20 protein-coding genes are annotated in these 22,343 nt (G+C 57.8%); 9 read left to right on the plus strand and 11 right to left on the minus strand.

Annotated features, from left to right (window positions below):
- Positions 1–69: 69 nt before the first annotated feature.
- The 3 genes from napA to napF are packed head-to-tail and all read right to left on the minus strand — an operon-like array spanning position 70 to position 3,276.
- The gene (gene napA / locus ACU4F7_RS16415; RefSeq protein ID WP_481637368.1) at positions 70–2,556 is read right to left on the minus strand and encodes a nitrate reductase catalytic subunit NapA; all 2,487 of its coding nucleotides are present in this window, start codon (positions 2,554–2,556) and stop codon (positions 70–72) included.
- Positions 2,553–2,813 (minus strand): chaperone NapD, encoded by a 261-nt coding sequence (gene napD / locus ACU4F7_RS16420; protein ID WP_481637369.1) that lies wholly within the window; start codon positions 2,811–2,813, stop codon positions 2,553–2,555. Before napD ends, napA begins: the two co-directional genes overlap by 4 nt.
- Positions 2,803–3,276, minus strand: a complete 474-nt coding sequence (napF, locus tag ACU4F7_RS16425; protein WP_481637370.1) for a ferredoxin-type protein NapF — start codon at positions 3,274–3,276, stop codon at positions 2,803–2,805. The genes napD and napF overlap by 11 nt, the downstream gene beginning before the upstream one ends.
- A 351-nt stretch (positions 3,277–3,627) precedes the next feature.
- On the opposite strand from napF, the gene narQ reads away from it, so the two are divergent.
- The 3 genes from narQ (at position 3,628) to acrD (ending at position 9,285) form a co-directional block, all read left to right on the plus strand.
- Positions 3,628–5,358, plus strand: coding sequence for a nitrate/nitrite two-component system sensor histidine kinase NarQ (narQ, locus tag ACU4F7_RS16430; RefSeq protein ID WP_035888780.1), 1,731 nt, complete (start codon positions 3,628–3,630; stop codon positions 5,356–5,358).
- Positions 5,359–5,374: 16 nt separating this feature from the next.
- Positions 5,375–6,019, plus strand: a complete 645-nt coding sequence (gene narP / locus ACU4F7_RS16435; RefSeq protein WP_029593576.1) for a nitrate/nitrite response regulator protein NarP — start codon at positions 5,375–5,377, stop codon at positions 6,017–6,019.
- 149 nt (positions 6,020–6,168) lie between these two features.
- Positions 6,169–9,285: a multidrug efflux RND transporter permease AcrD gene (gene acrD / locus ACU4F7_RS16440; protein WP_029593577.1), complete on the plus strand. Its 3,117-nt coding sequence runs from the start codon at positions 6,169–6,171 to the stop codon at positions 9,283–9,285.
- A 111-nt stretch (positions 9,286–9,396) separates the two neighbouring features.
- On the opposite strand, the gene ypfM is transcribed toward acrD, so the two are convergent.
- Entirely contained in the window at positions 9,397–9,456 is a 60-nt protein-coding gene (gene ypfM / locus ACU4F7_RS16445) for a protein YpfM (protein ID WP_100207200.1), read from the minus strand.
- Between the two features lie 533 nt (positions 9,457–9,989).
- Here ypfM and ACU4F7_RS16450 point away from each other — a divergent pair.
- The 3 genes from ACU4F7_RS16450 to ACU4F7_RS16460 are packed head-to-tail and all read left to right on the plus strand — an operon-like array spanning position 9,990 to position 11,695.
- Positions 9,990–10,349: an ArsC family reductase gene (locus ACU4F7_RS16450; protein WP_029593578.1), complete on the plus strand. Its 360-nt coding sequence runs from the start codon at positions 9,990–9,992 to the stop codon at positions 10,347–10,349.
- A 1-nt stretch (position 10,350) separates the two neighbouring features.
- Positions 10,351–11,478 carry a succinyl-diaminopimelate desuccinylase gene (gene dapE, locus ACU4F7_RS16455; protein ID WP_029593579.1) on the plus strand — a complete coding sequence of 376 codons (1,128 nt, stop codon included), beginning with the start codon at positions 10,351–10,353 and terminating at the stop codon, positions 11,476–11,478.
- A 28-nt stretch (positions 11,479–11,506) separates the two neighbouring features.
- Positions 11,507–11,695 (plus strand): YpfN family protein, encoded by a 189-nt coding sequence (locus ACU4F7_RS16460; protein WP_024558704.1) that lies wholly within the window; start codon positions 11,507–11,509, stop codon positions 11,693–11,695.
- 70 nt (positions 11,696–11,765) lie between these two features.
- Here ACU4F7_RS16460 and ypfH read toward each other — a convergent pair whose 3' ends face one another.
- From ypfH to dapA, 6 genes are all read right to left on the minus strand, one after another.
- Entirely contained in the window at positions 11,766–12,464 is a 699-nt protein-coding gene (ypfH, locus tag ACU4F7_RS16465; protein WP_029593580.1) for an esterase, read from the minus strand.
- Positions 12,465–12,537: 73 nt separating this feature from the next.
- The gene (locus ACU4F7_RS16470; protein WP_481637371.1) at positions 12,538–14,547 is read right to left on the minus strand and encodes a tRNA(Met) cytidine acetyltransferase TmcA; all 2,010 of its coding nucleotides are present in this window, start codon (positions 14,545–14,547) and stop codon (positions 12,538–12,540) included.
- Positions 14,548–14,575: 28 nt separating this feature from the next.
- Entirely contained in the window at positions 14,576–15,442 is an 867-nt protein-coding gene (gene ypfJ, locus ACU4F7_RS16475; RefSeq protein WP_024558707.1) for a KPN_02809 family neutral zinc metallopeptidase, read from the minus strand.
- A gap of 134 nt (positions 15,443–15,576) precedes the next feature.
- Positions 15,577–16,290: a phosphoribosylaminoimidazolesuccinocarboxamide synthase gene (gene purC, locus ACU4F7_RS16480; protein ID WP_024558708.1), complete on the minus strand. Its 714-nt coding sequence runs from the start codon at positions 16,288–16,290 to the stop codon at positions 15,577–15,579.
- Between the two features lie 130 nt (positions 16,291–16,420).
- Positions 16,421–17,455 carry an outer membrane protein assembly factor BamC gene (bamC, locus tag ACU4F7_RS16485; protein ID WP_481637372.1) on the minus strand — a complete coding sequence of 345 codons (1,035 nt, stop codon included), beginning with the start codon at positions 17,453–17,455 and terminating at the stop codon, positions 16,421–16,423.
- Between the two features lie 16 nt (positions 17,456–17,471).
- Entirely contained in the window at positions 17,472–18,350 is an 879-nt protein-coding gene (dapA, locus tag ACU4F7_RS16490) for a 4-hydroxy-tetrahydrodipicolinate synthase (RefSeq protein ID WP_024558710.1), read from the minus strand.
- Between the two features lie 146 nt (positions 18,351–18,496).
- Here dapA and ACU4F7_RS16495 point away from each other — a divergent pair, with 146 nt between their 5' ends.
- Both ACU4F7_RS16495 and bcp read left to right on the plus strand, forming a co-directional pair.
- Entirely contained in the window at positions 18,497–19,066 is a 570-nt protein-coding gene (locus ACU4F7_RS16495; RefSeq protein WP_024558711.1) for a glycine cleavage system transcriptional repressor, read from the plus strand.
- Between the two features lie 2 nt (positions 19,067–19,068).
- The gene (gene bcp / locus ACU4F7_RS16500; protein WP_024558712.1) at positions 19,069–19,539 is read left to right on the plus strand and encodes a thioredoxin-dependent thiol peroxidase; all 471 of its coding nucleotides are present in this window, start codon (positions 19,069–19,071) and stop codon (positions 19,537–19,539) included.
- Positions 19,540–19,578: 39 nt separating this feature from the next.
- On the opposite strand, the gene ACU4F7_RS16505 is transcribed toward bcp, so the two are convergent.
- Positions 19,579–20,643 (minus strand): AI-2E family transporter, encoded by a 1,065-nt coding sequence (locus tag ACU4F7_RS16505; RefSeq protein WP_029593584.1) that lies wholly within the window; start codon positions 20,641–20,643, stop codon positions 19,579–19,581.
- A 227-nt stretch (positions 20,644–20,870) separates the two neighbouring features.
- On the opposite strand from ACU4F7_RS16505, the gene bepA reads away from it, so the two are divergent.
- Positions 20,871–22,334, plus strand: a complete 1,464-nt coding sequence (gene bepA / locus ACU4F7_RS16510; RefSeq protein WP_481637373.1) for a beta-barrel assembly-enhancing protease — start codon at positions 20,871–20,873, stop codon at positions 22,332–22,334.
- Positions 22,335–22,343: the final 9 nt, after the last annotated feature.

Here is a 22,343-nt window from a genome sequence, read left to right on the forward strand (position 1 = left end):
CCCTCTGTCATTATTATGAAACTCGCTCTGGCGCAGCCTCTCGCCGCGCCGCGGTAACGCCGGTACGCCTCAGGCTTTCTCAAGCTTCACGGCGCACTTTTTGAAATCCGTCTCTTTCGAGAGCGGATCGGTGGCGTCAAGCGTCAGGTTGTTTACCAGCTGCGCGGCGTCGAAAAACGGCATGTAGACCAGCCCCTGCGGCGGACGGTTGCGACCGCGGGTTTCAACAATCGACGTGACTGCGCCACGACGGGAGACCACTTTTACGCTGTCACCTCGCCTGAATCCCCTGGCTTTTGCATCCAGCGGATGAATGAAAAGCACGGCTTGCGGGAACGCGCGGTGCAGTTCCGGCACGCGGCGCGTCATGCTGCCGGTGTGCCAGTGCTCCAGCACGCGACCAGTAGAGAGCCACAGGTCATATTCTTTATCCGGCGATTCCGCCGCAGGCTCGTATGGCAGCGCGAAGATAACGGCCTTGCCGTCCGGTTTGCCGTAGAACGTAAAGCCCTCGCCCGCTTTGACATACGGATCGTGTCCTTCGCTGTAACGCCACTGCGTTTCCTTGCCGTTCACGACCGGCCAGCGCAAACCGCGCGCCTTGTGGTAGTCATCAAACGGCGCGAGGTCGTGGCCGTGTCCGCGTCCAAAGCTTGCGTACTCTTCAAACAACCCTTTTTGCAGATAGAACCCGCATTCACGGGACTCATCGTTAAGCTGGTCTTCCGCCAGCTCGCTCAGCGGGAAGCGGCTTATCGCCGGGCTTGCAAACAGCACCTCATAAAGGCTCTTGCCGCGATGCTCCGGTTTCTGCGCCAGCAGCGCTTCGCTCCACACCTCGTCGGTTTTAAAACGCTTCGCAAAGTTAACGAGCTGCCAGAGATCCGATTTCGCCTCGCCTGGCGCTTTAACCTGCTGACGCCAGAACTGGGTGCGACGTTCGGCATTGCCGTAAGCACCCTCTTTTTCCACCCACATGGCGGTCGGCAGGATCAGATCCGCCGCCAGCGCGCTCACCGTCGGATAGGGATCGGAGACGATCACGAAATTGCGCGGATCGCGCCAGCCTGGCATACGCTCCTGATTGATGTTCGGTCCGGCCTGCATGTTGTTGTTACACATCACCCAGTACACGTTGAGCTTGCCGTCTTTCAGCGCCCTGTCCTGCGCTACGGCATGCAGGCCGACTTTCGCCGGAATGGTGCCCGCTGGCAGGTTCCATTTCTGCTCGGCGATGTCGCGATGCTTATCGTTTGTCACGACCATGTCGGCAGGCAGACGGTGGGAGAACGTCCCCACTTCGCGCGCCGTGCCGCAGGCGGAAGGCTGGCCCGTCAGCGAGAAAGGCCCGCAGCCGGGCTTCGAGATTTTGCCGGTCAGAAGATGCAGGTTGTAGCAAAGGTTATTTGCCCATACGCCGCGGCTGTGCTGGTTAAACCCCATCGTCCAGTAGGAGATGACGTTTTTATCCGGGTCGGCGTAGAGCTTCGCCAGCGCTTCCAACTGGTCGGCAGGCACGCCGCTCAGGGCGCTGGTTTTCTCCAGCGTATACTCCGCCACAAACGCTTTGTACTCGTCAAAACTCATCGGTTCGGCGGCGTCGGAGCCGGGGTTTTTCGCCGCTTGCTCCAGCGGGTGGTTGGGACGCAGCCCATAGCCAATATCCGTGGCGCCGCGTTTGATATTCACATGCTGGCTGAGGAACGTCTTATCTACCGCATCGTTTTGAATAATGTAATTAGCGATGTAGTTAAGAATGGCGAGATCGGTTTGCGGCGTGAAGACCATGCCGTTATCCGCCAGTTCAAAGCTGCGGTGTTCAAAGGTCGAGAGCACCGAAACATTGACGTTGTTGTCAGAGAGGCGACGGTTAGCGATGCGCGACCAGAGGACAGGGTGCATCTCCGCCATGTTGGAGCCCCAGAGCACAAAAGCATCCGCCTGTTCGATATCGTCATAACACCCCATCGGCTCATCCATGCCGAAAGTGCGCATAAAGCCCACAACGGCGGACGCCATGCAGTGGCGCGCGTTCGGGTCAATGTTATTGGAGCGAAATCCCGCCTTGAAAAGCTTGGCGGCGGCGTATCCTTCCCAGACCGTCCACTGGCCGGAGCCAAACATGCCGATGGCTTCCGGCCCCTTTGCTTTCAACACGGTTTTAAACTTCTCTTCCATGACATCGAAGGCCTGCTCCCAACTGACGGGCGTAAATTCGCCTTCTTTATCGAACTGACCGTCTTTCATACGCAGCAGAGGCTGCGTCAGGCGATCTTTTCCGTACATTATCTTCGGCAGGAAGTAGCCTTTAATGCAGTTAAGGCCGCGGTTGACCGGCGCGTCCGGGTCCCCCTGGCTTGCCACGACCTTGCCGTTTTGCGTGCCCACCAGCACGCCGCAACCGGTGCCGCAAAAGCGACACGGCGCTTTATCCCACTTGATGGTCTGCGCGTCGCCCGCCGCCGCGCGGGCGACAGAAGGTACGCTGAGGCCCGCCGCAGCCGCGGCCGCGGCGACGGCGTTAGCTTTCATAAAGCTACGACGACTGAGTTTCATGCTGTTTCCTCACATGCTTCCTGCTGGTGATAAACCAGCGACACCGCCAGTACGCCTTCAAGCTGGCGCGCCGACTCAATGTTGGCTAATAACGCCGCGCTGGTTGCGGCTTCCATCACGACCACGAGTTTGCCCGCCGCTTCGTCCTGCGCCGCGACCTCGCAGCCGGGCCGCGCGTTAATGCTGTTTGCCGCCGCCGCGATATCGCCGGGGCGAGCCTGAACCAGTAATCCACATACGTGCCATTCAGCGGTCATGGGCCGTCCTCAGGCTTAATGCCGACACCGGGCAGGCGCGCAGGCACTCGCCACAGGTATTGCACGCTTCAGACGCGATATGCGGTATCGCGACGCCCGTCAATACAGGTGAAAAACGGATAGCCTGCGTCTGGCAGGCATCCTGACAGCAGCGGCATTCCACCCGGTGCAACGCGAGGCATTGTGCGCTGAGAGCAAGCTGGTATTCCCAGGGGCGAGCGCTTCGCTCAGCAAAAATGGGTTGCGGACAGGCGGCGGCGCAGGCGTAGCAAAACGTGCAGCCGGCATGGGTAAAATCAAGCTGCGGAAAGCCGCCCGCGCTGGCGCGCAGGACGCCGGTTTCGCACGCGTTCAGGCAGGCGTTGCAACGGCTGCACCGTTCGGTGAAATGGCTTTCCGACCCGCTCCAGGGCGGACGAATAACCGGCGCTTTGCGTCCGGTCAGTAGGCCACGTCTCGACATTTCCGCCATTTCCCTTCCCTGTTTTGCGCTGCGGCAGGCGCCGCGAAAGTGGTTATCTCCGCATTCACTGCGGCTTTTATTGCGGCGTAACATTAAGTTACCAGTGAGTAGTCAGGCATCCCCCTTTAGGGGTAAATCACGATGCGGGATCAAGGTTGCAGCGAGCCAGGCGCAAACTCAGGCTTTCGCGCTGGAAGCGTTGGCTGTTGGGAAACAAAACCCGGTAAGACGCGACGTTCGTGACGCGTCGCAATGATTGCGTGAATAAACCCGTTAACCCGGATCTCACGCATTTTCCCCGGCCTCGCTTTCTGGTAGGTTGCGTCCACAGTAAAGATGAGGAACTCCCCGGTGACTGTTAAACGCCCGGTCTCAAAAAGCCTGGCCCGCGCTTTTTTCTGTATCGTTCTGCTTTCGCTGCTTTCCACCGGCGTGGCGCTGCTTACGCTCGCCAGCAGCCTGCGCGACGCCGAGGCGGTCAACATTGCGGGTTCCTTACGCATGCAAAGCTACCGGCTGGGGTATGACTTACAGGCGAACGATCCGCAACTGGCCTTGCATCGCCAGCACTATGGCCGGACGCTTGACTCCCCCGTTTTCCAGCAGCTTCACCACCCCTGGGTGCCGATGCAGGTACAGGAAAGCTACGCCCTGCTCCACGATCGCTGGCGGCAAATGGATGCCCGTCTGGCGCGCGGCGACATCATCTGGTACCGGCAGAATATCGCAAGCTACGTAGCGCAAATCGACAGCTTCGTCCTGGCTTTGCAACACTACGCCGAGCGAAAAATGCTGCTGGTGGTCGCCATCTGCCTGTTGGGCTTCGCCGCTATTTTGCTGCTGGTCTTTTTCACCCTGCGGCGCATTAACCAGCAGGTGGTGGCGCCGCTTAGCGCGCTGGTGGAAGCCAGCCGCCGCATTGAACAGGGGCGATTCGATCACCCGCCGCTGGAAACCCGCCTGACTAACGAACTCGGCCTGCTGGGCCGCACCTTCACGCGCATGTCAGGCGAACTGGAGAAGCTTTACCGTTCGCTTGAAGAGAGCGTGGCGGAGAAAACCCTTAGCCTGCAGGAGGCGAATCGCATGCTGGAGGTGCTGTTTCACTGCTCGCAGGCGCTGAACGTCGGCACCATCGACCGCCGCTGTTTTCGCCACATCCTCCAGCTGGTCCGCGAGCACGAGCCGGTAAGCAGCGTAGAGATGGCGGTCGGCGCGACGTGGCGTTTGCAGGAGGGCGACGCGCAGGCGGACGCGCCCTGGCAGACGCTGCCTATCACGATGCAGGAGACCCGATTCGGCGAGCTGCGCTGGCAGGGCGAAACGGCTGACAAACCCTCGCCGCAACTGATGCAGAGCGTCGCGAACATGCTGGGTCGCGGGCTTTATTTCAACCAGGCGCAAAAGCACACCCAGCAACTGCTGCTGATGGAGGAGCGCGCCACCATTGCGCGCGAGCTGCACGATTCGCTGGCGCAGGTGCTCTCTTATCTGCGCATTCAGCTTACCCTGCTGCGGCGCGCCGTGCCGGAAGAGAACCACGCGGCGCAGCGCATCATCGGCGATTTTACCCGCGCGTTGAATGACGCTTACCAGCAACTGCGCGAACTGCTGGCCACCTTTCGCCTGACGCTTCAGCAGGCGGACTTTCCCGCGGCGCTGGAAGAGATGATTGAACCGCTGCGCGCGCAAACGGCAGCGACTATCCGACTCGACTGCCGCCTGTCGCTGCTGGCGCTGGATGCCCAGCAGCAGGTGCATCTGTTGCAGATAATCCGCGAAGCGGTGCTGAACGCGATAAAACATGCGCGCGCGCAGGAGATTTCAGTGAGCTGCGTCAGCGCACCGGAGGGGCATCATGCGGTATATATTCACGACGACGGCTGCGGCATTGAAAGCGTGGATGAGCCTGAAGGGCACTATGGGCTTACTATCATGCGAGAACGCGCCGAAAGGTTAGGCGGCGCGCTGACCATTAGCCGCCTGCGCAATGGCGGTACGCTGGTGAGTGTGAGTTTCGCTTCGCTTAGCGGCGAACAAACGGCAGGGAGGCCGGATAACAACAATGACGATAACGATTAATACCCGGGAGCACGCAATGTCAGAAAAACCCACCTGTCAGGTGCTGATTGTCGACGATCATCCGCTGATGCGCCGCGGCATCCGGCAACTGCTGGAAACCGACAGTTATTTCACCGTGGCGGGCGAAGCGAGCAGCGGCGTGGAGGCCATCAGTCTTGCAAGCCGCCTGTCGCCTGATGTCATCCTGCTGGATTTGAACATGAAAGGGCTAAGCGGGCTGGATACGCTGAACGGCCTGCGGCGCGACGGCGTAAGCGCCCGTATTATCGTGCTCACCGTTTCCGATGCCCGCAGCGATATTTATGCGCTGATAGACGCCGGGGCGGACGGTTATCTGCTGAAAGACAGCGACCCGGAAGCGCTGCTTAGCGCCATTCGCCACGGCGCGGCGCATGGCGACGCGTTCAGCGAACAAGTGCGCCGCTACCTTGCTGAACGTAACGATAAAAGCAAAAGCGACAGCCCCTTTGTCCTGTTGACCGAGCGTGAGCTTGATGTGCTGCAGGAAGTGGCGCGCGGGCTGTCGAATAAACAAATTGCCGCCACGCTGCATATCTCTGAAGAAACGGTAAAAGTGCATATCCGCAATCTGCTGCGTAAGCTTAACGTGCGCTCGCGCGTGGCGGCTACCGTTCTGTTTCTTAACGCCCGCACGCTGTGAACCCCTTGCAGGCTGACAACAGCCTGCAAAAACCGCATGATAATTTACACTTTCTCCTCAATTTCTCCACGTTTGACCCGTCGCTTAACGCTACAGTGATTGCGGCTACCAATAATAACGATGCGAAGTATTAAGAGGTCCTGATTCTGATGGCGAATTTTTTTATCGATCGCCCCATTTTTGCCTGGGTTCTGGCAATTCTGCTTTGTCTTACGGGCACGCTGGCGATTATGTCTTTACCGGTCGAGCAGTATCCGGAGCTGGCGCCGCCTAACGTTCGCATTACCGCTAACTATCCCGGCGCATCCGCCCAGACGCTGGAAAACACCGTCACCCAGGTTATCGAGCAGAACATGACGGGCCTTGATAACCTGATGTATATGTCATCGCAGAGCAGCAGTACGGGTCAGGTTACCGTGACGCTGAGCTTTCTTGCAGGCACCGACCCGGATGAAGCGGTGCAGCAGGTGCAAAACCAGCTGCAATCGGCGCTCCGTAAACTGCCGCAGGCGGTGCAGAATCAGGGGGTGACGGTGCGTAAAACAGGCGACACCAACATCCTCACCATCGCTTTCGTCTCTACCGACGGCAGTATGGATAAGCAGGATATCGCTGACTATGTGGCGAGCAACATTCAGGATCCGCTAAGCCGCATAAACGGCGTCGGCGATATCGACGCCTATGGATCGCAATACTCAATGCGCATCTGGCTCGACCCAAACAAGCTCACCAGTTTTCAGCTCACCACGCAGGACGTGGTCAGCGCGATAGAGTCGCAGAACAGCCAGATAGCCGTCGGGCAGCTTGGCGGCACGCCGTCAGTAGATAATCAGGCGCTTAACGCCACTATTAACGCCCAGTCGCTGCTGCAAACGCCGGAGCAGTTTCGCGATATTACGCTGCGCGTCAATCAGGATGGCTCAACGGTGACGCTGGGCCAGGTGGCGACGGTGGAGATGGGCGCTGAGAAATATGACTACCTTAGCCGCTATAACGGCAATCCCGCGTCAGGGCTGGGGGTGAAGCTTGCGTCGGGCGCCAACGAAATGGCGACGGCGGAGCGGGTGCTTGACCGGCTGGATGAGCTGTCGAACTATTTTCCGCACGGGCTGGAATACAAAGTCGCCTATGAGACCACCTCGTTCGTTAAGGCTTCTATTACCGACGTGGTGAAAACGCTGCTGGAAGCTATCCTGCTGGTGTTTCTGGTGATGTACCTCTTTTTACAGAATTTTCGCGCCACGCTGATTCCCACTATCGCCGTGCCGGTGGTATTGATGGGCACGTTCGCGGTGCTTTATTCGTTCGGCTACAGCATCAACACGCTCACCATGTTCGCCATGGTGCTGGCGATAGGTCTGCTGGTGGACGACGCCATCGTGGTGGTGGAAAACGTCGAGCGCATCATGAGCGAAGAGGGATTGTCGCCGCGCGAAGCGACGCGAAAATCGATGGGCCAGATTCAGGGGGCGCTGGTCGGCATCGCTATGGTGCTTTCGGCGGTATTTATCCCCATGGCTTTCTTCGGCGGCACCACCGGCGCTATCTATCGTCAGTTCTCTATTACCATCGTCTCGGCGATGGTGCTTTCGGTGCTGGTGGCGATGATCCTCACCCCTGCCCTTTGCGCCACGATTCTTAAACCGTTGCATAAGGGCGAACATCACGGCCAGCGCGGCTTTTTCGGCTGGTTCAACCGCCTCTTCAACCGCAACGCCGACCGCTACGAAAAAGGCGTGGCGAAAATCCTTCATCGCAGCTTTCGCTGGGTAGTGATTTACGGGTTGCTGCTGGTTGGCATGGTGGTGCTCTTTTTACGCCTGCCCACCTCGTTCCTGCCGCAGGAAGACCGCGGCATGTTTATCACCTCCGTACAGTTGCCGAGCGGCTCCACCCAGCAGCAGACGCTGAAAGTGGTGCAAAAAGTCGAACACTACTTTTTTACCCAGGAGAAAGAGAACGTGACCTCGGTCTTCGCCACCGTGGGTTCCGGCCCTGGCGGCAACGGGCAGAACGTGGCGCGCATGTTTATCCGCCTGAAAGACTGGGACACGCGCGACCCGGATACCGGCAGCGCCGATGCCATTATCGAGCGCGCGACGAAAGCGTTTCGCAGCATTAACGAAGCGCGCGTGTTCGCGAACAGTCCGCCAGCCATTAGCGGCCTTGGCAGTTCAGCGGGCTTTGATATGGAGCTGCAGGATCATGCCGGGGCGGGTCACGACGCGCTGATGCAGGCCCGCGATCGGCTGCTCGACATGGCCGGGAAAAACCCGCAGCTGACCCGCGTGCGCCACAACGGCCTCGACGACAGCCCGCAGTTGCAGATTGATATCGACCAGCGCAAGGCGCAGGCGCTTGGCGTCGCCATCGACGATATTAACGACACGCTGCAAACCGCCTGGGGTTCAAGCTATGTGAATGACTTTATGGATCGCGGCCGCGTAAAAAAGGTCTATGTGCAGTCGGCCGCCAAATTCCGCATGCTGCCGTCCGATATTAATCAGTGGTACGTACGCAACAGCGAAGGCGGCATGGTGCCCTTCTCGGCCTTCGCGACCTCGCGTTGGGAAACGGGCTCGCCGCGCCTTGAGCGCTACAATGGCTATTCGGCGCTGGAAATTGTCGGTGAAGCGGCGCCCGGCGTTAGCACCGGTACGGCCATGACGATTATGGAAAACCTCGTGCGCCAACTACCAGGCGGCTTTGGCCTGGAATGGACCGCAATGTCTTACCAGGAACGCCTCTCCGGCGCGCAGGCGCCCGCTCTGTATGCTATTTCGCTGCTGGTGGTATTTTTGTGTCTCGCAGCGCTGTATGAGAGCTGGTCGGTGCCTTTCTCCGTGATGCTGGTCGTGCCGCTCGGGGTGATCGGCGCCCTGCTTGCCACCTGGATGCGAGGGCTTGAAAACGATGTCTATTTCCAGGTCGGTCTGCTGACGGTAATCGGGCTTTCCGCCAAAAACGCCATCCTGATTGTGGAATTTGCCAATGAGATGAACAGCAAAGGGCAGGATCTGCTCAGCGCCACGCTTGAGGCGTGCCGCCAGCGTCTGCGCCCCATATTAATGACGTCGCTCGCTTTTATCTTCGGCGTATTGCCGATGGCCACCAGCAGCGGCGCGGGCTCGGCAAGCCAGCATGCGGTAGGTACAGGCGTGATGGGCGGGATGATTTCCGCCACCGTTCTGGCTATCTTCTTTGTGCCGTTATTCTTTGTGCTGGTCCGTCGCCGTTTTCCACTACGACCGCCGCACGACGCGTAAGCCAATAAAAAGGCGACCTTTAAGGTCGCCTTTTCTGTCGGTTTTTATCGCGGGAGATTGACTCGCCACTCTTTTTCTTTAATTTTACGTGCTTATTGCATTCACTGGATATTATTTACGAAGCATTGCTTCAATAAAGTCTTTCCAGTTCCCCAGTTCATGTTCAATCATAACAACCTCTCTTATTATTGTTGCTATATTACAAAACTTGCCGCTGCGTGTGAAGAGAATTTAATCAATCGCTTTGATTACTCCTCCTGATGATTCGCCGTTATGAACCTAATATGCCTAATAATGCTGTGGCATAATGTGACGCTTAGCAATATTCAGAAACATTTACCTGCTACGTTGCAGCCTTTGCCTGCTCTGGGGTTGCGCTGCAAAACTGTCAGAAAAATGAAACCTGGATCGCATTCTGAAGACGCTTGCCGTACAACTGTTTGATATTCATCTGCCTTATTTTCTGTGAAAAATTTAATTAGCAAACTGATCAATTCTTAAATTTAATTTAAGGCATCTTGAATAAGTCTGGTGAGAGGATGAAATACTGACAAGGCGAAGTTTTATTCAATTTGTATCAAGCTGGTTATATTTGTTACACGGCCTCGGCCGAATTACGTTATATTTAGCCTGCTATGGTTTATTTTACGTTTTGTTCTAATTATTTGTTTAAGTAACGCTCATAAAGACAAAAGGATTCATGCATGACGATTATGTACGGCATAAAAAACTGTGACACCATTAAAAAAGCGCGCCGCTGGCTGGAAACGCACCAGCTTGACTATCGTTTTCATGATTACCGCGCCGACGGGATAGAGGCTGCACTGCTGCATACCTTCATCGCTGAACTGGGCTGGGAAGCGTTGCTGAATACGCGCGGCACAACGTGGCGCAAGCTTGATGAGTCCCGTCGCGCGGCGGTTACCGATGCGAATTCCGCCGTCGAACTGATGCTGGAGATGCCGGCAATTATCAAACGACCATTGCTCTGCACGCCTGGTAAGCCTATGCTGCTGGGTTTCAGCGAATCCACTTATCAGCAGTATTTCAATGAGGTCCAGTAATATGTCTTGCCCGGTAATTGAGCTGACGCAGCAGCTTATTCGTTGTCCCTCCCTGAGTCCTGATGACGCAGGCTGCCAGGCGCTGCTTATCGAACGTCTGCGCGCCATCGGTTTTACGGTAGAGCGCATGGACTTCGGTGACACGCAGAATTTCTGGGCGTGGCGTGGCAAAGGCGAGACGCTGGCGTTCGCCGGGCATACAGACGTCGTGCCGGCAGGCGACGCCGATCGCTGGATCAATCCGCCTTTTGAACCCACCATTCGCGACGGCATGCTGTTCGGTCGCGGCGCGGCCGATATGAAAGGCTCGCTTGCGGCAATGGTGGTGGCGGCGGAGCGTTTTGTCGCGCAGTATCCACATCACCGCGGTCGGCTGGCGTTTTTAATCACCTCTGACGAAGAAGCAAGCGCGGTTAACGGCACCGTCAAGGTGGTGGAAACGCTGATGGCGCGCAATGAACGGCTGGATTACTGCCTCGTTGGCGAACCTTCCAGCAGCGAAGTGGTTGGCGACGTAGTAAAAAACGGCCGTCGCGGGTCGCTTACCTGCAACCTGACCGTACATGGCGTACAGGGACATGTCGCCTACCCTCATCTGGCGGATAACCCGGTGCACCGCGCCGCGCCGATGCTGAACGAGCTGGTCGCTATCGAATGGGATCAGGGCAACGCGTACTTCCCGCCCACCAGCATGCAAATCGCCAATATTCAGGCCGGTACCGGCAGCAACAACGTTATCCCGGGCGACCTGTTTGTGCAGTTTAACTTCCGCTTCAGCACTCAGGTGACGGCGGAAATTATTCAGCAACGCGTACAGGCGCTGCTGGACAGATACCAGCTGCGCTATACCCTCGACTGGTGGCTCTCCGGACAGCCGTTCTTAACGGACCGCGGCAAGCTGGTGGATGCGGTGGTAAACGCCGTTCACCACTATAATGAAATCAAACCGCAGTTGCTGACCACAGGCGGCACTTCCGACGGACGCTTTATCGCCCGCATGGGCGCGCAGGTGGTCGAACTCGGTCCGGTCAACGCCACCATTCATAAAATTAACGAATGCGTGAAGGCGTCGGATCTGCAACTGCTGGCTCGTATGTATCAACGCGTGATGGAGCAGCTTGTCGCCTGACAAGCGCTCCGGCAAAGAGGACAGGCGCATGGAATGGCTTTCTAAATACTGGTGGGTGCTGGTGCTGGTTTTTCTGCTCGGCGTCCTGCTGAACGTCATTAAAGATTTAAAGCGGGTGGACCATAAAAAGTTTATGGATAACCGCCCGGAACTCCCGCCGCATCGCGATTTCAACGACAAGTGGGACGATGACGACGACTGGCCGAAAAAGAAATAACTCGCAAGCCCGATACCGTTAAAAGGCAAGCCTGATGGCTTGCCTTTTTTATTACTGCCGCGCTCCGATTTCACAACATTTCGATAATATCGTCATCTTTCGGTTTGCCGCCGCTCAGCGCTTCGTCGAAGTAGTGCTTCGGCACCGTATAACGCAGATGATCGAGCGCCAGCTGCATGCTGCGGTTATCGATGGCGTGTCCCAGGTCTTCGACAATGTCCAGCGTTACATCGCCGCCCGCGCGAATCAGCGCCTCTTCGGCGGCCTGAGCGTGGCGGGGGTCAATTACCGGGTCCTCTTCGCCGTGAATAAGGTGCACGGTGGTGGCGGTGGTCGCCTCCTCGGGAAGCTCGGCAAAGCGGCCATTGAAGGCAATAACTCTGGCGGCCAGTCCCGGCTGCGCCTTGATGCCTTCCAGCGCCATGATGGCGCCCTGCGAAAAGCCAATCAGCGCCGTGGCGCTGGGGTCAACGCCGCTATGCTCTTGCCAGTAACGCACCACGCTCAGAAAAGTCGGCATCACGGCATCAACCCGCTGCTGGCGGTTTTCTTCAGTAACATCCTGAACCGAAAACCACTCCCGTCCCGGCGCAGGGCCGCTTGCGGAAGGACCGCCAATGCTGACGACCAGCGCTTCGGGGAAAAGCGGCGCGAAGTAGCTGCCAATCTCGCCCATAGAGACCGGGTTATCGCCCACGCCATGAAACAGCAACAGCAGCTGTTTTGCCGGAGCGACAGGACTTTGCACAATATAATGTTCGGGTTTCATGGCGGTCTCCTTAGTTAACAGAAGGCAGTCTACGCCTGCCAGAGATAATGACCATGCCATTTAACTGAATGAGTTAGTGGAAAAATTGCAGTTGCAAAACCCACTCTTTTAGCGCCTGCGCGCGAGCCGCATCCAGAGAAGCGAGCGCCATTGCCGCTTCCCGACGCTGAACCGCCAGTAGCGCTTTGCGTCCGGAAAGCCGCAGCTGGCGACACAACACGTTTAGCGCCAGACGCTTTTCCAGCCGTCCCCGCAACGCCAGCAACGGCAAAGAACTGGCGAGCAGCAAACGGTGCAGGCTACCAACAGACGTTTCCAGCGGACGATGAGCCCAGGCAAAACCCGCCAGCTCCCGCCAGTCACTCTCATTAAGGGTAGACGCTTTACCACTAACAGGCAGCGCTTCCTCCACCCAGGGTTGCAGCCACCCGGCATCGCGTTGTAACCGCTGGTGCGCAAGACGGGTGAGCGATTCACCTTCAGAGGTAAGCGGGAATAACGCCATCGCCGTGTAACAACCGCTGCTGGCTTCACGGTGACTGCCGAAACGCACCAGCGTAAAGCCGCACGCTTGCCAGAAACGCCACAGCTCCGGCGTATAGCCAAAACTGACGGAGAGGTAGTCGCAGGCGGGCAGATGTCGACGCGCAAACGCCACCAGCGCCTGACCCGCTCCTTCGCGCTGACGAGCCGGGTGCACCGCAATGCGGCTAACGCGCCAGCCTTTCAGCGTCGCCGCCAGCGGATCGCCGCCGTGCGCGGCGAGCGACTGCGCGACCAGATTGCCGCGCGGGCGGCGAAAACCGGCCCAGACGGCCTGGCTCAGCGCGTCGCCTAACCCCCCCTCCTCCACCAGCCACAGCGCGCCTACGGTTTTTTCCGCCGTCGCAGCGGCAATAAAACGCTGCCCCGGCGCATCCATCATGCGGCGTAAATCCAGCGGCGAGGTGCGGTAATGCGCGCCCGAAAGCAAGCGATAAAGCCCAGCCGCCCGCTCAGGCTGCTGGTCCCAGGCCGTTTGTTCCACCACGCTGAAGTGGATTTCCCCCTGCGGCGCATCGCTAAAATCTTCATCGTCAAATAACAGGGCGCTGGCGATAAAGCGCTCAAGCGGATCGCCCATCGCCCAACGGATCGGGGCGCTTAACGAATACTGGCGCAACTGCGGCACCGAGGCGCAGAACTTTAGCAAGAAACCGCGTCCGGTGCCTTCGTAGCCCTGAATGGTGGTCGTGAGCAGAACGCGGGGAAAACGGTGAATCAGCTTTCTTAGCACCGGCCCCGGCAGCGCGGCCGCTTCGTCAATAATAAGCCAGTCGGCATGAAGCGAAGGCAGCGCAGCAAGAAGCGCGTCGGGCGCCACAAACTCAAACGCCTCGTTGGCATGCGCGGCGATAACGTCCGTCGCCGCGCGGGAGGGCGCCGTCACCAGCCCGGAGCCTTCAAGACGCGCCAGCAGCATGCCCGCCAGCGCCGATTTGCCTCGCCCGCGCGGCGCGGTAACGACCGCCACGCCGGGCGCCATGCCGAGCAGCTCCGCCAGTATCTTCTCCTGCTCCTGCTGCGGAGCGCCGCTGGCGGCTTGCCAGCGTGGGCGTAAGGGAAAAGGTTTCAGTTCGAAGCGCTGATCCTGACGCCAGCGCACTACCTCCGCATCGCTTTGCATGCTTCTCTGGAGGTGGTGAATAAAATGCGGCGTGGCGATGGGCTGAGGGCTGTCGCTCCAGCGTGCGGCGTCGCTGTCCGCCTGTTCAGGCCATGCCGTCCAGTCTGGCGTGAGCAACACCAGCCAGCTTCCCGCCTTCAGCGTGCCTGCCAGTACCGCCAGCGCTTCGGCGTCAAGACCGCTTCGCGCGTCAAACACCGCATGAAGAAACTCCTGACCCAAAAGCGTGCGCACCGCGGAAGGCGCGCAGTTGACCGGCAGGCCGGGAGCGTTGCCGACCCACAGCCAGTCTCCGGGCAGAGTGCGGGCAAGCGTTACGGCCTGCTCTTCGCACCAGACGTTTTCGCCGCTTATCACTAAAAGACGACGAATACCGCTTTCTGCCATCTCGGCGGCGGCGTGGATCAGGGGCTTCATAGGGCGACCTTGCGGTTAGCTGCGAAGATTAAAGGCTTTTGCCAAAGGTATTGCACTGCTTCGGATCGCCGCTGTCGAAGCCGCGTTTGAACCAGCTGTAGCGTTGTTCGGAAGTGCCATGGGTAAAGCTGTCCGGCACGACGCGCCCCTGGCTTTGCTGCTGCAGACGGTCGTCGCCAATCGCCTGGGCGGCGTTCAGCGCTTCCTGGATATCGCCTGTTTCCAGCACGCCCTGTTGCTGCATATTATGTCCCCAGACGCCTGCAAAGCAGTCCGCCTGCAGTTCCATACGCACGGAGAGATGGTTCACTTCAGTTTGCGAAGCGTTCTGCTGCATCTGACGCACTTTTGGCTCAATGCCCAGCAGCTTCTGTACGTGATGGCCTACTTCATGCGCAATAACATACCCCTGGGCGAAATCGCCGTCCGCGCCGAGCTTGGTTTTCATTTCGTCATAGAAAGAGAGGTCGATATAGACCGTGCTGTCCGCCGGGCAGTAAAAGGGGCCCATGACGGACTGTCCCGTGCCGCAGCCGGTACGCGTGGCGCCGCGGTACATCACAAGCTTAGGCTGCTGATAGCTGTGGCCCATCTGCTCGAACAGCTGGCCCCAGGTATCCTCCGTTGTGGCGAGAATAACGGAAGTGAATTTCGCCGCTTCATCCTCATCCGGGCTGATAGAGCGGGTCTGGGTTTGCTGCGTGAGCGGCTGACCGCCGGTAAGCAGCGACGTCAGATCCACGCCGTAATAGCCCGCCACCATCACAATAATCAACAGAACAATGCCGCCTTTGCCGCCCGGCAAACGAAACCCGCCGCCGCCCATCATCGGACCGCCAGGCTGGTTTCTTCTGTCTTCTACATTGTCGCTTTCGCGACGACCCTGCCAACGCATAGCTTTCTCCTTGCTACCAATCGAGTAATAAGGAGATCGTAGGTGGTTAATGGGAGGATTACCATAAGAAAGCGGAGGCAGTGCGCCGGGACGAAGAGGTTGGCGCCCCGGCAGCGAGGGAAACGATTGCCCGGTTAGTCTAATTTAACGCCAAGACGGCGTGCGACTTCTTCGTAAGCTTCGATAAGCCCGCCGAGGCTCTGACGAAAACGGTCTTTGTCCATTTTGTCCATCGTTTCTTTATCCCACAGGCGCGCGCCATCGGGGGAGAACTCATCGCCCAATACCACTTCGCCTTTATAAAGTCCGAATTCCAGCTTGAAGTCGACCAGAATCAGCCCGGCATCGTCGAACAGTTTTTTCAGCACATCATTCGCTTTGTAAGTCAGCTCTTTCATGCGCGCCAGGTTCTCTTTGCTCACCCAGCCGAACGTTTCGCAGTAAGACTCGTTAACCATCGGGTCATGCATGGCGTCGTTTTTCAAAAAGAGGTCGAACAGCGGCGGAGTGAGTTCGATGCCTTCTTCAATACCGAGACGCTTTACCAGCGAACCGGCGGCGCGGTTGCGGATCACGCACTCGACCGGCACCATCTCCAGCTTTTTCACCAGCGATTCGGTATCAGAGAGCAGGCGCTCCATCTGAGTCGGGATGCCCGCATCCGCCAGTTTGGTCATGATGAAGTGGTTGAACTTGTTATTCACCATGCCCTTGCGATCAAACTGTTCAATACGCGCGCCGTCTCCTGCTGACGTATCATTGCGGAATTCGAGCACCAACAGGTCCGGATTTTCCGTGCTGTATACGGTTTTCGCTTTGCCACGATACAACTCAGCTTGCTTTTGCATCTTTATTACTCCAGGTAGGGATGACCGCCCGGGCGGCCTGATGATTTAACACAAAAAAGGTTGCGCCCAATTCTACGCACACGTTTGCGTAGAGGGAATAAAAAAGGGCCGGAATCTTCCGGCCCTGCGATTATTTGCTGAATGCGGCCTGGAATACGGCCACCAGCGCATCGTTTTGCGCCTGCGTCAGCGTATGCCCTTTCGGGTCGATAAATTGCAGGCTGCTGCGGTTATCCAGATCGCCGACCTGCAGCTTGTAGTCGCCGCCAGGCAGGCCCGGGTCGCGTGCGCCCAGTTCTTGCCAGTCGCTGTCAGAGAGCGGTTTGTACGTCACCGCCAGGCTGCCCTGAGAGCGAGTGGAGTCCGTCACTTTCATGCCCACTTTTTCAAGGGTGGCCGGCAGGCGATTCCAGACGACGTTAAACGGCGCGCGCACCACCAGCACCGGCAGACCAACATCGTCTGCGCCGCTCTGCACGTCGATTTGCGACGCGTTGCGGTTGTCAGCGGCGTTCTGACGCGCGGTTAAGTTCTTATCCAGCCCCGCGGAGATAGCGTTCAGCATCTCGGCGCTGTAGCGCTGCATGGAGGCCGCGTCGCCTACCGGTTTACCGCTCTGCTCCAGATTCAGCAGTTTCACCACCAGCGCCTGCTGGTAGCCCTGCGGCTGTACGGTGATTTGATAGCGTCCGCGATACTGCTCGTCTTCATCCGCACGGTTCCACTGTACCCAGTCGGTAGTCAGCGTCTGGCCTGCATCGTCACGTTTGGTGATGGTGTAGTTGTTCGCCTGCACCACGCTGACAACCTGCGGCCAGAGCGAGCCGTTGCGGCCGCTTTCAAGCAGCAGTGTAGACGTGTCGCCCGTAAACTGGGTGCGACCGCCATTTACCAGCGCCAGCGGCTGAGCGGGCGGACGAATGTCCAGCGCTTTGCCGACCGGGCCGCTGCCGTTGGTCACGGGGATGTTATAGTCGCCGTTCTGTACCGGTAAAATCATCCCGGCCGGGGCGTGCAGTTCCGCCAGCGGCGCGGCGTCGAGATAAGACTCGTCGCCGCTGACCTGACGCTTGTAACGTGAATCGGAACTACAGGCGGCAAGCAGCATCACCAGTGAAACGGTAACCACTTTCGCCACGTGCGACTTCTGTACTGAGTAAGCCATCAAATCTCCCTAAACTTTACAGCAAACCGGCATGCTTAAGCGCCTGGCTGACAGCTTCACGACCTGCGTCGGTGATAGGCGTCATTGGCAGGCGAAGCGTATCGGTCGCCACAAGTCCCAACTCCTTACAGGCCCATTTCACCGGGATCGGATTGGGTTCGACAAATAATTTATAGTGCAGCGGCATCAGGCGCTGGTTAACGCGATGCGCCTCTTTAAACTGCCCCTGAGCGGCAAGTTTGCAGACTTCCGCCATTTCGCGCGCCGCCACGTTTGCGGTAACGGAAATGACGCCATGCCCGCCAAGCTGCATGAAATCCAGCGCGCTGGCGTCATCGCCGCTCAGCAGAATGAACTCATCTGCAACCAGCTCTTTGATCTGGTTAACTCGCGTTAAGTTCCCTGTCGCTTCTTTAATGCCGACAATATTTTTAACTTTCGACAGGCGGCCTACGGTTTCCGGCAGCATATCGCAACCGGTACGGGACGGTACATTGTAGAGGATTTGCGGCAAATCGGTATGTTCAGCGATAGCTTTAAAATGCTGGAACAGCCCTTCCTGCGTCGGGCGGTTGTAGTAGGGCGTGACGGTCAGACAGCCCACGACGCCGCTGTCGTTGAAACGCTGGGTAAGGCTGATGGCTTCGGAAGTGGCGTTTGCGCCGGTTCCGGCGATAACAGGAATACGCCCGTCCGCCAGCTCAAGCGTCATCATCACTACGTCGCCATGCTCATCATGACTCAGCGTTGCGGATTCACCGGTAGTCCCTACCGAAACGATCGCCGACGTTCCGCTGGCGACATGGTAATCAATCAGTTTTTTCAGGCTCGACCGGCAGACATTACCTTTGTCATCCATCGGTGTGATAAGCGCGACAATACTTCCCGTGAACATTGGCCATCCTCTCCACAAACAAGTGTCACAATGGTACGTTTGGAGTCGTAATAAAAGCAAGCGGCCATGCCGGGCTACGCGGTTGTATGGCGGTTTTTTTTATGCTTTCCTAGAGTTTACTTCACCGCTTCACAGGAATAACCCGTTTGGAACCCTCATCACAGCATTATCTGGTCATCACGGCGCTGGGCGCGGACCGTCCTGGTATCGTCAATACCATCACTCGTCACGTCAGCAGCTGCGGCTGTAATATTGAAGACAGCCGTCTGGCGATGTTGGGTGAAGAGTTCACTTTCATCATGCTGCTTTCCGGCAGCTGGAACGCGATAACCCTGATTGAATCCACGCTGCCGCTCAAGGGCGCCGAGCTTGAACTGCTGATTGTGATGAAGCGCACCGCCGCGCAGGCCCGCGCGCCGATGCCCGCCTCGGTCTGGGTGCAAGTCGAAGTGGCGGATTCGCCGCATCTGATTGAACGTTTCACGGCGCTGTTCGACGCCCATAATATGAATATCGCCGAACTGGTGTCGCGCACGCAGCCGGCAGTGGAGGATAACGCCGCGCAGCTCTATATTCAGATTACCGCTCACAGCCCGGCATCACAGGATGCGACAATTATCGAACAAGCCTTTCGCGACCTATGTACAGAACTAAATGCGCAAGGCACTATTAGCGTGGTGAATTACCCACAGCAAGATGAACAGGATGGAGTGTAGTGATGAATCCACTGAAAGCCGGTGATATCGCACCGAAATTTAGCTTGCCCGATCAGGACGGTGAACAAGTAAATTTGGCCGACTTCCAGGGACAGCGTGTACTGGTCTATTTTTATCCGAAAGCCATGACGCCGGGTTGCACCGTGCAGGCTTGCGGGCTGCGCGACAACATGGACGAGTTGAAAAAAGCGGGCGTTGAAGTTTTGGGCGTCAGCACCGACAAACCAGAAAAGCTCTCCCGCTTCGCGGAGAAAGAGCTGCTGAACTTCACGCTGCTCTCCGATGAAGATCATCAGGTCAGCGAAGCGTTCGGCGTCTGGGGCGAAAAGTCCTTTATGGGCAAAACCTATGACGGCATTCATCGCATCAGCTTTTTAATTAACGCTAACGGCGAAGTGGAAAAGGTGTTCGATGATTTCAAAACCAGCAATCACCATGACGTGGTAATGAACTGGCTGAAGGCGAACGCCTGAACCCATGTTATAAAAAAGCCGACCTGAGGTCGGCTTTTTTTATTTCTCTTCCAGCAACATATCATCCGGCCAGGCGTGAACCACGGCTTTAATCAGCGTCGCCAGCGGGATGGCGAAGAAAACGCCCCAGAAGCCCCACAGCCCGCCGAAAATCACCACAGACAGAATAATAACCAGCGGATGAAGGTTGACCGCTTCGGAGAAAAGCACCGGCACCAGCAGGTTGCCGTCAAGCCCCTGGATAATGAGGTAAACGGCGAAGCAACTCCAGAATTCGGTGCCGAGTCCAAACTGGAAGAGCGCCACGCAGATAACCGGAATGGTCACCACGAACGCGCCGATATAAGGAATCAGCACCGAGATCCCCACCAGCACCGCCAGCAGCAGCGAGTAGTTGAGGCCAAAGATAAGGAAGCCAATCCAGGTGGCGACGCCAACGACAATCATCTCCAGCACTTTGCCGCGAATGTAATTGGTGACCTGCTGGTTCATCTCAACCCACACCTGCCCTGCCAGCCCGCGATTACGCGGCAGCACGCGACGCACCGCATTGAGCAGCTGCTCTTTATCCTTAAGCAGGAAAAAGACCATTAGCGGCACCAGCACCAGATAAATGGCGAGCGTCAACAGCCCCACCAGCGAGGCGAGCGAATATTTCACTACCGAATCGCCCAGCACAGACATGCGGGCGCGCAGGTTTTCCGCCATGGCGTCAATGATGCCGGCATCCGTCAGCGCCGGGTAACGCTTGGGCAACGTCGCGGCGAAATCAGCCAGTTTGTTAAACATGCCAGGCATATCGCGAATCAGGTAAATTCCCTGCTGCCACGCGACGGGGATCACCACAAAAGCCATCACCAGCACGATGCCGACAAAGAGCACCAGCACAAGCGTGGCCGCAAGCCGGCGCGAGCAGCCGATGCGCTCAAGCCGCACGGTGGGCCATTCCAGTAAGTAAGCGAACACAATCGCGACCAGCAACGGCGCCAGCAGACCATGCAAAAAGAAGAGGATGCAAAAACCGGCAACCAGAATAACAAGCAGAGCAATGGCTTCCGGGTCGCTGAAGCGACGGCGGTACCACTGCGTTAACAACTCAAGCATAAGACTCCTTCCCCGGCGGAGGAATAGCCGAAAAGTGAAGGGCGAATTGTATCGAAATGTCACAAAAAAGACTGCGATTTTTCACCCGCTCACAAGACAAGCGTTTGCCGGCTGAATATGATTTTCATCGCCCTTGATGCAGGCTACACTCCCGAAGCATGGATTTTGCTGAACACATTCAGGCCAGCCCGGTCTTAAAGAGACTTCAGACAAACAGGACAGAGGTTATGTTCAGGCAGTTGAAAACAACACTGGTTGCGACACTCATCGGCGCCATGCTGGCAGGCCAGGCCCTTCCCGCCTATGCGGATTCGGGCGATCAGCTGCCGGACATGGGAACCTCGGCAGGAAGCACGCTCTCCATTGGTCAGGAGATGCAGATGGGCGATTATTATGTTCGCCAGCTACGCGGCAGCGCGCCGCTTATCAACGACCCGCTGCTGGTGCAGTACATCAACGGCCTGGGGATGCGGCTGGTCTCGCATGCCAACTCGGTAAAGACCCCCTTTCACTTCTTTTTAATTAACAACGACGAAATTAACGCTTTCGCCTTCTTTGGCGGCAATGTGGTGCTGCATTCGGCGCTGTTCCGCTATGCCGATAACGAAAGCCAGCTCGCCTCGGTCATGGCGCATGAAATTTCTCACGTTACCCAGCGCCACCTGGCGCGGGCGATGGAAGATCAAAAGCGCAGCGCGCCGCTGACCTGGGTCGGCGCGCTGGGTTCGATTCTGCTGGCGATGGCGAGCCCGCAGGCGGGGATGGCGGCGCTCACCGGCACGCTCGCCGGTACCCAGCAGGGCGTGATTAGCTTTACGCAGCAAAACGAACAGGAAGCGGATCGCATTGGCATTCAGGTGTTGCAGCGTTCAGGCTTCGACCCGCAAGCGATGCCGACTTTCCTTGAGAAGCTGCTTGACCAGGCGCGCTACTCCACCCGTCCGCCGGAAATTCTGCTGACTCACCCGCTGCCGGAAAGCCGCCTCGCCGACGCCCGAAACCGCGCCAACCAGATGCGCCCGGTTGTCACGCAATCGTCAGAAGATTTCTATATGGCGAAGGTGCGTACGCTTGGCATGTACAATTCAGGGCGCAACCAGTTGACCAGCGACCTGCTGGATGCGCTGGCGAAAGGCAACGTGCGTGAACAGCACGCCGCCCAGTATGGCCGCGCGCTACAGGCGATGCAGGATAAAAACTTCGCCGAGGCGCGCCGTCAGCTGCAGCCGCTGCTGGCCGCCCAGCCCGGCAGCGCCTGGTATCTTGACCTTTCCACCGATATCGATCTCGGTCTGAACAAAGCGAACGACGCCATCAACCGGCTGAAGACCGCGCCGGATTTAAAAAATAACCCGGTGCTGCAACTGAACCTGGCCAACGCTTATCTGGAAGGCGGCCAGCCTGGCGAAACGGTGAAAATCCTCAACCGCTATACCTTCTCGCATCCGGACGATACCAACGGCTGGGATCTGCTGGCGCAGGCGCAGGCGAAGCTCGGCAACCGCGACCAGGAGCTGGCGGCGCGCGCGGAAGTCATGGCGCTGCTCGGCAAGCTCGACCAGGCCATCAACCTGCTCAGCGGCGCCAGCTCGCAGGTGAAGCTCGGCAGCCTCCAGCAGGCGCGCTACGACGCCCGTATCGACCAGTTGCGCCAGCTACAGCAGCGCTTCCGCCCTTACGAAAAAATGTAAAAGGAGAAA

Source organism: Franconibacter pulveris, from assembly GCF_056780215.1.